Annotated in this window: 7 protein-coding genes; 6 read left to right on the top strand and 1 reads right to left on the bottom strand. The window is 58.3% G+C overall.

Going from position 1 to position 11,848, the window contains the following annotated elements; all coding sequences use genetic code 11:
- The first annotated feature begins 21 nt into the window (after positions 1-21).
- Entirely contained in the window at positions 22-960 is a 939-nt protein-coding gene (locus JJN09_RS24275) for an alpha/beta fold hydrolase (RefSeq protein WP_249484102.1), read from the top strand.
- A 111-nt stretch (positions 961-1,071) separates the two neighbouring features.
- Positions 1,072-2,451 (top strand): VOC family protein, encoded by a 1,380-nt coding sequence (locus JJN09_RS24270; protein ID WP_249484101.1) that lies wholly within the window; start codon positions 1,072-1,074, stop codon positions 2,449-2,451.
- 45 nt (positions 2,452-2,496) lie between these two features.
- Here the strand turns inward: JJN09_RS24270 and JJN09_RS24265 are convergent, their stop codons facing one another.
- On the bottom strand, positions 2,497-3,174 hold the full coding sequence (locus JJN09_RS24265; protein WP_249484100.1) for a type 1 glutamine amidotransferase domain-containing protein: 678 nt from the start codon (positions 3,172-3,174) through the stop codon (positions 2,497-2,499).
- Between the two features lie 401 nt (positions 3,175-3,575).
- On the opposite strand from JJN09_RS24265, the gene JJN09_RS24260 reads away from it, so the two are divergent.
- From JJN09_RS24260 to JJN09_RS24245, 4 genes are all read left to right on the top strand, one after another.
- Positions 3,576-4,091, top strand: a complete 516-nt coding sequence (locus JJN09_RS24260) for an Hcp family type VI secretion system effector (protein WP_007949952.1) — start codon at positions 3,576-3,578, stop codon at positions 4,089-4,091.
- A gap of 131 nt (positions 4,092-4,222) precedes the next feature.
- Positions 4,223-6,265: a type VI secretion system tip protein TssI/VgrG gene (gene tssI, locus JJN09_RS24255; RefSeq protein WP_249484099.1), complete on the top strand. Its 2,043-nt coding sequence runs from the start codon at positions 4,223-4,225 to the stop codon at positions 6,263-6,265.
- 4 nt (positions 6,266-6,269) lie between these two features.
- Complete coding sequence (locus JJN09_RS24250) at positions 6,270-6,995, top strand: DUF4123 domain-containing protein (RefSeq protein WP_249490846.1); 726 nt, start codon at positions 6,270-6,272, stop codon at positions 6,993-6,995.
- Complete coding sequence (locus JJN09_RS24245) at positions 6,992-11,848, top strand: RHS repeat-associated core domain-containing protein (protein WP_249484098.1); 4,857 nt, start codon at positions 6,992-6,994, stop codon at positions 11,846-11,848. Before JJN09_RS24250 ends, JJN09_RS24245 begins: the two co-directional genes overlap by 4 nt.

The following is an 11,848-nucleotide window of genomic DNA, read 5'->3' as shown; positions in this document are numbered from 1 at the left end:
ACACGTAAAAGGAAGACGTCGATGCTCTTGCTGTTTGTCGCCCTCGCGGTTTTCGTGGCCTGGAGTTGGTTGAGCTACCCGGCGGTCGGCCACTGGCTCTACGATCTGAGCGCAGCCCTGGAGGCCAAGCTGTACCGGTTGCACAAGATTGAAGTGCCGATCGCCGAAATGACCGTGTCGACCTGGCAAGGCGGGCCTTACGAAGCGTCGAGCAGCATTTTGATGCTGCATGGCTACAGCGCGGAAAAGAACCTGTGGCTGCGCTTCGCCCGGCATTTCGTCAGCCAGTATCGAGTGATCATTCCGGACCTGGCCGGCCACGGCGAAACCGGCTTCAAGGCGGGCGGTGGCTACGACATCGCGGTGCAGGCCAAGCGCATGATCCAGTTGCTCGATGTCTGCGGAGTCGAGAAGGTCCACGTGATCGGCAATTCCATGGGCGGTTACATCGCCGCGTGGCTGGCGGCGACCTACCCGGATCGCATCGCGTCGGTGGCGCTGATCGACCCGGCCGGCGTCACCGCGCCGGAGCCCAGCGACATGGAGCGCCACCTGGCCCGTGGGCACAATCCGTTTCTGATCAATTCCCGGGAAGAATTCCGACGCTTCTATGCGATGACGATGGCCTCGCCACCCTGGGTGCCCGGCCTAGTGCTGGACGCCATTGCCCAACGCTACGAACAGCGACGTGATGAACTGGAGGAGATCTTCCGGGATTTCCGCGCCAGTCCGCCAATGGAGCCGAAACTCGCAGATATCAAATGCCCGGGGCTGTTGCTCTGGGGCCGTAAGGATCGGTTGATCGATGTCAGCAGCGTACCGGTCTGGAGCAAGGGCATCGCCAATCTGCGGGTCGATGTGTGGGACGGCGTCGGTCATATGCCAATGGTCGAACAGCCGTCGAACACGGCACGTTTGTATCGGGAGTTCCTGGGGGAGAATTCGCGTCAGGACAGGTAAACGGTCAGTCGTTGGCAGAATGAAGTTCGTAGGATTCTTCGTTTGCCCGCGTCGGCGAAGGCTGCGATCTTTTCCGACATCCTTTACGTGACCGTGCCAGGAATTTTTTTCATGACCGTGCAGCCTTTCGTCAGCCCCGACCTGATCCGCCAACGCTTCTCCAAAGCGATGTCCGACATGTACCGCGAAGAAGTGCCGCTGTACGGCGCCTTGATGGAACTGGTGGAACAGACCAACCGCGAAGTGCTGGCACGCGAGCCGCAGATCGCCGGTCAACTGCACAGCACCGGCGAAATCGAGCGGCTGGACATGGAGCGTCACGGCGCAATCCGCGTCGGCACCGCCACCGAACTGGCCACCCTCGCCCGCCTGTTCGCGGTGATGGGCATGCAACCCGTGGGTTATTACGACTTGACCCCCGCCGGGGTGCCGGTGCATTCCACAGCATTCCGCGCGGTGCACGAAGATGCGCTGCAAGTCAGCCCGTTCCGGGTGTTCACTTCGTTGCTGCGACTGGAGTTGATCGAAGATCCGGAGCTGCGCGCCTTTGCTCAATCGGTGCTGGATCAGCGCTCGATTTTTACTCCAGCCGCGCTGCGCCTGATCGAGCAGGCCGAATCCGCTGGCGGGCTGAATGAATCCGAAGCCGGGGAATTTGTCCTGCAAGCGCTGGAGACTTTTCGCTGGCACCACAGCGCCACCGTCACCGCCGCGCAATACCAGACCCTCAGCGCCCAGCATCGTCTGATCGCCGACGTCGTCGCGTTCAAGGGCCCGCACATCAACCACCTGACTCCGCGTACGCTGGACATCGACATTGTTCAGGCACAGATGCCGCTGCATGGCATCACGCCCAAAGCGGTGATCGAAGGGCCGCCGCGCCGGCAGCATCCGATCCTGCTGCGCCAGACCAGTTTCAAGGCGCTGGACGAGCCGATCGCCTTCACCGACCAGACGCAAACCCGTGGCAGCCACAGCGCCCGCTTCGGCGAAATCGAACAACGCGGCGCAGCGCTGACACCCAAGGGTCGGGCGTTGTACGACCGCTTGCTGAATGCGGCACGAGATGAATTGGGCGATTTCCCCAACGAAGCCAATGCCTCACGCTACAACACGCTGATGAGCCAGCACTTTAGCGAATTCCCTGACAGCCTCGAGGGCATGCGCGAGCAGGAATTGGCGTACTTCCGTTATTTCCTGACAGACAAGGGTATTGAGGCGAGTCGTCCCATTGATGTTTCGCTGCAAGGGTTGTTACGGGACGGGTACGTGAAAGCCGAGCCGCTGGTGTACGAAGATTTCCTGCCGGTCAGTGCGGCGGGGATTTTTCAGTCGAACCTGGGAGATGCGGCGCAGACGCACTATGGCGAGCACTCCAACCGTCAGGCGTTCGAACAGGCCTTGGGGCGTTCGACCATCGATGAATTGGGGTTATATGCCGAAACGCAGCAGCGTTCGGTTGAGGAATGTCTGGCCGCGTTGGCCCGCTAAAACTGAAAAAAGGTCGTCCGATGCCTCGGACGACCTTTCTGGATTTCAGCGCAACCGCGACAACAAGCTGAAGGCTGTCGCCTCGGACGATGCAGGATTCTGCCCCGTCAGCAGCAACCCGTCTTCCACCGTGTAACTGGCCCAATCCTCGGCCTTGGAAAATATCCCGCCCTTGGCCTTGAGCTCGTCTTCCACCAGAAACGGCACGACATCGGTCAATTGCACCGCGTCTTCTTCACTGTTGGTGAAACCGGTCACGCGTTTGCCTTTGACCAACGGTTGGCCGTCGGCACCCTTGGCGTGACGCAATACACCGGGCGCATGGCAGACAGCCGCAACCGGTTTGCCACTGTTGTAAAACGCTTCGATCAGCGCAATCGAGTGTCGATCTTCGGCCAGATCCCACAACGGACCATGGCCGCCCGGGTAGAACACGGCATCAAAATCTGCCGCTTTGACTGAGTCGAGTTTGACTGTTGAGGCCAGCGCCGACTGAGCGGCGGTGTCCGTGCGAAAGCGTTCCGTGGCTTCAGTCTGCGCGTCGGGCGCATCGCTTTTCGGGTCCAGCGGCGGCTGGCCGCCCTTGGGCGATGCCAGGGTCAGTTGGGCGCCTGCGTCCTTGAACACATAATACGGAGCGGCGAACTCCTCCAGCCAGAATCCGGTTTTCTTGCCGGTATTGCCCAGTTGATCGTGGGACGTCAGAACCATCAGGATTTTCATGCTGTTCTCACTCTGCTTGAGGAATTCTCAACCGCCGTGTGGTCGGCCTGAGTGATTGACCGTAGACGTTTGTGGTTCGTTTCACCCGATCGGCGCTTGACCTCAACTGCGCAAGAAGTTGCGCAGTTGTACGTAATAAAACACCCCTTAAAACCGCTGCAAGCCACGCCGATCATGGCCTCCAGCCAAGTGCGCAAGAAGTTGCGCAGTACTGCGCAACTTCTTGCGCACTTTTCGCCTGAAACACTGCCGTTTTTCATGAAATTCAATGACTGCCAGCGCCATCCCCCCGGTTTTACGAGGCTTCGAAAATGTTGGCACGCTCCTTGATAACAGTCAGGCACCCACCGGGCGATTTCGCCTCCCGGGCACCCTAACTTTATCCGCAAGGAGAGCATCCCATGGCAACACCAGCGTACATGTCGGTTACCGGCGAAAAACAAGGCCTGATCACTGCCGGCGCCTTCACCGCCGACTCCGTTGGCAACACCTACCAGGAAGGCCACGAAGACCAGGTTATGGTTCAGGCTTTCACCCACGACGTGATCATCCCGCGTGACCCACAATCCGGTCAGCCAACCGGTCAGCGCGTTCACAAGCCCGTTGTGATCACCAAGGTCTACGACAAGGCTTCGCCTCTGCTGCAAGCGGCTCTGACCTCCGGCGAGCGCATGAGCGAAATCGTTATCCAGTGGTACCGCACTTCGGCTCAAGGTACCCAAGAGCACTACTACACCACCAAACTGGAAGACGCGATCATCGTCGCCATCAACAACAAAATGCACAACTGCCAGGATCCAGGCAACGCGCACTTCACCCACCTGGAAGAAGTGCAGTTCACCTACCGCAAAATCACCTGGACCCACGAAGTATCCGGTACTTCGGGTTCCGATGACTGGCGTGCTCCAGTCGTTTAATTACGGCTGATCGTTTCAAGCATCGGCCAGCTCTGCTGGTCGATGTTGTTTACGCCCCTCCAGAATTTCGCGTGCGTTGATCCGCTTGGCGGTCATCGACGAACGCCGCTGTACAGCACGAGGAACAAGGGATGTTCGCGCCGGCCAATGAAACCCACTTTGCCCTGACCATCGAAGGTCTTTCCGCCGATTTCCAGGTGTTTACCCTCACCGGTCGGGAAGCCGTCAGCCAGCCTTTTGTATTCGAGGTGGAGCTGGTCAGTGAGCAGCCGTCGCTGGACCTCGAAACCCTGCTGCACAAACCGGCCTTTCTGCAGCTGTCGCCCGACGGCAGCGGCATCCACGGCCTGATCTACCGCGCCGCGCAAGGCGATTCCGGCAAGCGCCTGACGCGCTACTCCGTGACCCTGCGCCCGCAACTGGCGTATCTGGCGCACCGGATCAACCAGCGGATCTTCCAGAACCTCAGCGTGCCGAAAATCATCGGCAAGGTGCTCGAAGATCATGGCATCCAGGGCAACGCCTATGAGTTCCAGACCGGTTCGATCTACCCCGACCGTATCTACTGCGTGCAGTACGACGAATCGGACCTGCACTTCATCCAGCGCCTGTGCGAAGAAGAAGGCATTCACTACCACTTCCAGCACAGCGCCACGGCGCACAAACTGGTGTTCGGCGACGACCAGACGGTGTTCCACAAACTGGCGCCGGTTGCCTACCAGCAAGACTCAGGCATGGTCGCCAGCGACCCGGTGATCAAGCGCTTCGACCTGCGCCTGGAAACCCGCACCAGCCGCACCACCCGCCGCGACTACGACTTCGAAAAACCGCGCATCACCCTCGAAAGCGAAAACCGCGGCGACGCCCTGCCCGACCTCGAGGACTACGACTACCCGGGCCGTTTCGTCGACCGCGAGCGCGGCAAGCACCTGGCCAAACGCGCCCTCGAACGCCATCGCAGCGACTTCCAGCTCGCCGAAGGCAAGAGCGACCAGCCGCTGCTGGTCAGCGGCCATTTCCTCGCGCTGAAAGAACACCCGAAGGCCAAGTGGAATGACCTGTGGCTGCTCACCGAAGTCCTGCACGAAGGCAAGCAGCCGCAAGTGCTGGAAGAGTCGGTGACCAGTGACACCACCGCACTGAAAGACGATTTCCATCAGGGCTACCGCAACCGCTTCCAGGCCACCCCGTGGGACGTGCCGAACCGCCCGCCCCTGCGCCACCCGAAACCGCGCATCCTCGGCAGCCAGAGCGCCGTGGTCACCGGCCCGAAAGGCCAGGAAATCCACTGCGATGAATACGGCCGGGTCAAAGTCCAGTTCCACTGGGATCGTGAAGGCCAGGCCGACGACAAGACCAGCTGCTGGCTGCGCGTGTCTTCCGCCTGGGCCGGCGCCCAGTACGGCGGCATCGCCATCCCGCGCATCGGCATGGAAGTGCTGGTGACCTTCCTTGAAGGCGATCCCGACCAACCGCTGATCAGCGGCTGCCTGTACCACAAGGAAAACACCGTCCCGTACGCCCTGCCGGCGAACAAGACGCGCACCACCTTCAAGACCCTGAGCTCGATGGGTGGCGGCGGCTTCAACGAACTGCGCATCGAAGACAAGAAAGGCCAGGAACAGATCTTCCTCCACGCCCAGCGCGACTGGGACGAGAACATCGAGCACGACCAGAAAATCCGCGTCGGCAACGAACGCCACGACGTCGTGGAAAAGAACAGCTACACGGAATTCAAGGCCGAAGAACACCATACCGTTTACGCAGACCGCAAAGTCGAGGCTCGGGCCAACGACCACCTGACCGTGGGCGTGAATCAGCACATCAAGATCGGCACCGGGCAATTCATCGACGCCGGCCAGGAAATTCACCTGAGCAGCGGCATGAAAGTGGTGCTGGAGGCTGGGGCTGAACTGACGTTGGTGGGTGGCGGCAGCTTCATCAAGATCGATGGCGGCGGCGTGACCATGAGCGGGCCGGCGATCAACATCAACTCGGGTGGTGGGCCGGGGAGCGGCACCGGTGCGGCGCCGTTGATGCCGGGCGTACTGAAACAGGCGGATTCCGACAAGGCTGGCGCGGTGCTGACGCCAGCGCAGATCAACACGCTCAAGCGTAATGCGCCGTTCTGTGAAGAGTGTGAGAAGTGTAAGGCAGGTGCCTGTGCCATCTAATCGAATGACACCCATGGACTGGCTGGCACAACAGCCGTTGCAGAAAGATGAGCGGCTGTATCTGGTCGTCAGCGCCGCCAGTGATGCAGAGCCACTGAAGCCCTTTTATCAGCATGATACGGCTCCGCAACTTCTACCTATCTGGAGCGGAACGCCATACGCCGATTGGAAACCGGTGATGCCGTACCTCGCAGAAATCACCCCGAACGCTGGATTCTTGTCGTGGATCGCTGAAACCGACGCATTGGATTGGGGGTGGCTCGCCGTGTCTACCTGCGATCCAGATCTGGTACTGGAGCATTTACGTAGCCTCACCCAAGTGCGTATGCCAGATGCCACGGAAGTATTTTTTCGATTTTGGGATGGTCGGCATATCTACCCGATCATAGAAGCCCTTGGCCCTGCTACCGGCGAAGTTTTACCGGTATTCGAGCGATATCTGATCAATGGCAAAAGCGTTGAAGTGGGCCGAAGAGCAGTGCCGCCTGCGAAAGAGTGGCCTTGGTGGGAAGTGCCTCAAACGCTGTTGGATGTCCTCGCAAAAAAGGATCACACCACCGTCGTCGAGAACCTGATGCAGTGGCTATCAGAGGACTGTCCAGAGCTTTACTTCGAATTCCCTGAAGCCAACCTGCGTAGAAAGGTCGAGCGCTTCGTACGCCAAAATCCAAATACAGAAGAAATGGCAGAGCGTCTTGCTGCTGAGCTGACAAAGGAAGTCACGTCATGAATACCCCGATTGGTACATTGGTCCTGCGTGTGCTGGACGCCAAAACACCTGACGTGAGCCTGATTCTCAAAGACTTCAAAAACTGCCTGAGTGATTACAAGGATTGGGCTGACGGTTTCTGGACAGGCTGGGCGCTGGATGTCGACCAGACCTTCAAGGTCGGCAATGAAGTCAGCGTCACGAAACGCAAGACCAAAACCGGTGCCGTGGAAACCTATGCGACCTGCCCACTGGTAGGTGATTTCACGCTGATCCATATGTTTGAATCAGCCCGATTCGTCCCTATCGGCAATACTCCAGTGAAACTGGAGCCAGTGACCAAAGGAACCTTTTACGACGACGTTACGGGACCGGTCATCGAAACCATGATCGGCCCAAGCGGCATCAAGGTAGTTGAAGGCTGCAAGAAGGGTCAGACCTACCGCATCACGTTCTTTCCGAATGTCTCGCAGAACGACGTCAAAGCGCTCTATGACTCCTATCAAGGCGTTATCGGCAAGCTTGACGGCTGGCTGCAAAGCGAATGGTCGAGCAAGTTTCAGCCGCAATGGGCGAGCTACTCGGCGGCAGATCGAGCCGGGCGTTCGGTTATTTTGCTTAAACGGGCACTGGATGGTTTTGAGAAAGCTCTGCTTCGTCTGTGGGATGACATCAAAAGCCTGTTCGAGCTGCTCGCTAATCCGCAAAAAAACTACGCGAAACTCAAAAATTATCTGTCGGACATCGAAATCGACAAGCTATATGCCGCGTCGAAAGAGTCCATTGCTTCAGGGTTGCTGATTCTCAGTGACGAGCCGCTGATGTTCATCTATGTCTCGGCGATTGTGGCGTGGGTCGGCATGCTTCCGCCGCAGGTCATCGTCGACGTTATGACGGCGATTGCTTCGGAGTTTCTGATCAACGTACTGGTGGGCATCTGTTTGACAGGTGGTGCCGGACTGGCTGTAAGAGCAGGGACAAAAGTCCTGTCCACCGTCAAATCGGGAGAAGCAGTCAAATACCTGGAAGATCTTGCCTCCACTCTGATGACGCTCAGCAACAAACACGCCCTGCCCGCTCACGCGGAAGTGTCGAAGCCAATCATCGCCAGCGCTAAAAATGTGCCGATGAAGCCCGCAAAAACCGCAGCTTTGAAGATCGATGAGGCCGCCACTGAGGCGCCCAAGCCTAAACCTCAGCCACCGCAGGCCGCACCGAAAAGCCAGATAGCGGAGCAACCAGCCAAAGGCCCGCTGCCGAAAACTTCAGATACACCGAAACAGGAGGTCAAGGACGCCTCCTCATTTCCACGGGACAAAAAGCAGAAACAAACCTCGCTTGAGCCAAAGGAAAAGATCGACGACGCTCCTGATCAATCGAAGACACCTGACGACAAAAGCGCCACCTGTGCCAAGAAAACCTGCACCAATGGCTGTCCGGTTTCGATGGTCACCGGCGAAGAATTGCTGACACTTACCGACGGCGAACTCGGCGGCTTGCTGCCCTTCACCTGGACGCGCCTCTATCGCACCAGTGCGGCAGAAATGGATTGCGGTCTCGGTTTTGGCTGGAGCCATGCCCTCGCCCAACGGGTGGACATCAATGGCGATGAAGTCGTCTGGACCGACCACGAAAACCGTGTAACGACTTTTCCTATGCCGACCGAGAAGCGTCCGGCAATCACCAACAGCCTTTCGGAAGCCGCGATCTTCATCGGCAATGATCCTTCCGAACTGGTGCTCACGCAGGCTGGTGAACGCAAGCAGTTCTATCACTTCCGCTTCAACAGCAAAGGCGCGACGCTGATCGCCATCAGCGACAACTACGACAATCGCCTGCACATAACCCGTGACATCCACGGTCGAATCAAGCGCGTGGATAACGGGGCCGGTCGAGCGCTTCTGGTTCGGTACGACCGCAAACACATCGTCGCCATCGACTATCAGCAATTCCTCCCGGCAGACAATCTGGAAGATGCATGGAGCACCGTCCAGACGCTGGTCACTTACACGTACGATGCTCAACAACGCCTGATCAAAGCCACGAACGCTGCCGGCGAGTCGGAGCGTTACGCCTACAACGAACAGAACGTCATTCTCGAGCGGCAACTCGCCGGTGGCGCCAGCTTCTACTGGGAATGGGAAAAGGAAGGAAAGTCAGCGCGCTGCATCCATCACTGGGCCAGCTTCTCGCAAATGGACGCGCACTACGCGTGGGATGACAAAGGTAGCGTCACGGTTACCAACGCCGATGGTAGCGAAGAGGTCTACACCCACGATGACAAGGCTCGACTCGTCGCCAAGGTCGATCCGGATGGTGCGGAACACCTTAAGGCTTACGACGATCAAGGCCGGTTGATCGCCGAAAAGGATCCGCTGGGGGCGGTCACTGAATACCAATACAACGAGGCCGGTCGACTGGTCGCGGTCATCCCGCCGGAAGACATGCCGACCTCCTACGAGTACTACCACGGCTACGTCCGTGTGATTAACCGTGGTCCGGCCAAATGGATTTACTGGCGCAACGACCAGGGCGATATCACCGAACAAATTGATCCTGATGGAAACTCGACGCACTACAGTTACGATCGCCAGGGACGCTTGCTGGAAATCAGACACCCTGATGGCAGCCGTCATCAACTGGGCTGGAATAACCTCGGCCAGTTGCTGGAGGAGCGACTGCCCGACGGCGGTCAACGCAAATATCGCTACGACGCGCTCGGTCGGCAGATCACACGTCAGGCTGAAACCGGTGCAATCACCCACTACCAGTGGGATGCTGCAAACCGTCTGGCACAGATCACCCTGCCCGGTGGTGCCACCCGCGCGTTTACCTACAACCCGTACGGTCGCGTCACGGCTGAACGCGACGAACTGGGCCGCGTAACCCGTTACGAGTATGCCGATAACCTGCACCTGGTCAGCCGTCGTATCAACCCGGACGGCAGTCAACTGCGTTATCGCTATGACAACGCACGCCTGCTGCTCACCGACATCGAAAACGAACGCGGCGAACACTATCAGCTGGATTACTACTCGAACGGGCTGATCCAGCAGGAAACCGGTTTCGACGGACGCCGCACTGCCTACGAGTACGACCTCAACGGCAAGCTGCTGAAGAAAGCCGAATTCGGCGACGACGGCAGCGAACTGGTCACCGAATACCAGCGCGACGCCGCTGGCCGACTGCTGGTGAAGACCCTCCCCGACAGCGAGGAAATTCACTACAGCTACGACGCACTTGGCCGTCTGGTCAACGTGGACGATGGTCATTGGCCGCTTGCTTATGAATACGATGTGCAGGATCGGCTGATCACCGAGCATCAGGGCTGGGGCACAACGCGTTACGAATACGACAGCGTCGGACAGCTCAATCACTGCCGCCTGCCGGATGGCAGCACACTCGATTATCGCCACCAACCCGGCGGGCACCTGAGCAGCATCGACCTCAACGGCACACGCCTGACTTCCCACCAGTTCAGCGCCGGTCGTGAACAGCAACGTCAGCAAGGTCTGCTGCTCAGCCAATACCAATACGATGAACAAGGCCGCCTGCAAGCGCACAGCGTCAGTCAACGCGACAAAAACCTGTTCCAGCGTCGCTACAACTACGACGCCAACGGTAACCTCGCCGGCATCGACGACAGCCGTAAAGGCAATCGTAGCTACCACTACGACCCGCTGGATCGACTGATCAACGTACGTGGCACAACACCCGAAAGCTTTGCCCATGACCCGGCGGGTAACCTGCTCGGTCAGACCGACATGCCCGTAGCCAACCTGGCCAACGTCAAAGGCAACCGCCTGCTGATGCAAGGCGACCGCCACTACGACTACGACGCTTACGGCAACCTGATCCGCGAGCGGCGCGGCGCTAACCAGAAACTCGTCACTGAATACCGGTATGACTGCCAACATCGTCTGATCGGCGTAAGCCTTCCGGGAGGCAGTACGGCGTCGTACAAATACGATGCCTTCGGCCGCCGTATCGAAAAAACCGTCGACAGCCATACCACCGAATTCCTGTGGCAAGGCGAACGTCTGATCGCCGAAAGCGCCGACAACCGCTATCGCACTTACATCTACGAACCCGGCAGCTTCCGCCCGCTGGCGATGCTCGACGGCGAGGGGCCACGAAAGGCCACGCCGTTCTACTATCAACTCGACCACCTCGGCACACCACAGGAACTCACCGACTACAGCGGCGAGATCATGTGGTCGGCGAAATACCGTGCCTATGGCAACCTTGCGGCACTGGATGTCAGCGAAATCGACAATCCGTTGCGATTCCAGGGTCAGTACTTCGACGCCGAGACGGGGTTACATTACAACCGGCACCGCTACTACAATCCGAACACCGCGCGCTTCCTGACACCGGATCCGATCAAGCTTGCGGGTGGGTTGAATAACTACCAGTACGTACCGAACCCTACGGGGTGGGTAGATCCATTGGGCCTGGCCTGTGGCCCCGAGAACTGCCCAAATGTCACAAAGGATGCACACGGCCGAATAACTGATTGGGAGTTTGATGTCACACCCGATGATATCGGAACTGGTAGCCCCACTAATCAGGCAGCTAGGGATCATGCAAGATCGCTCGGTAATGCTACCGACGATGCTGGACACGCTAGAGGAAGCAAACTGGGCGGCCCAGGTACCGTACTGGATAATATTTTCCCACAAGCACCCTCTATCAATCGTGGACAATTCAGGGTTTTCGAGAAAGGGGTCGCAGAGCACATCATCGAAAATGACGTGAGCGCAAGCGCCAAACTAACTGCGGTATACGAAGGGCAAGAAACCCGACCATACAAGCTTATTTACAAAATCGTGTTCTCAGATGGCACAAAACTCACCAAAGAATTTGACAACTAA

It is taken from the genome of Pseudomonas sp. HS6 (genome assembly GCF_023375815.1).
GTDB lineage: Bacteria > Pseudomonadota > Gammaproteobacteria > Pseudomonadales > Pseudomonadaceae > Aquipseudomonas.
This window is presented reverse-complemented; position numbering and strand designations above follow the sequence as displayed.

Bases quoted from the DNA above. Each gene is read 5' to 3' on its own strand.
- JJN09_RS24275 (WP_249484102.1), top strand. From the start codon at position 22: ATGCTCTTGCTGTTTGTCGCCCTCGCGGTTTTCGTGGCCTGGAGTTGG.
- JJN09_RS24270 (WP_249484101.1), top strand. From the start codon at position 1,072: ATGACCGTGCAGCCTTTCGTCAGCCCCGACCTGATCCGCCAACGCTTC.
- JJN09_RS24265 (WP_249484100.1), bottom strand. From the start codon at position 3,174: ATGAAAATCCTGATGGTTCTGACGTCCCACGATCAACTGGGCAATACC.
- JJN09_RS24260 (WP_007949952.1), top strand. From the start codon at position 3,576: ATGGCAACACCAGCGTACATGTCGGTTACCGGCGAAAAACAAGGCCTG.
- tssI (WP_249484099.1), top strand. From the start codon at position 4,223: ATGTTCGCGCCGGCCAATGAAACCCACTTTGCCCTGACCATCGAAGGT.
- JJN09_RS24250 (WP_249490846.1), top strand. From the start codon at position 6,270: ATGACACCCATGGACTGGCTGGCACAACAGCCGTTGCAGAAAGATGAG.
- JJN09_RS24245 (WP_249484098.1), top strand. From the start codon at position 6,992: ATGAATACCCCGATTGGTACATTGGTCCTGCGTGTGCTGGACGCCAAA.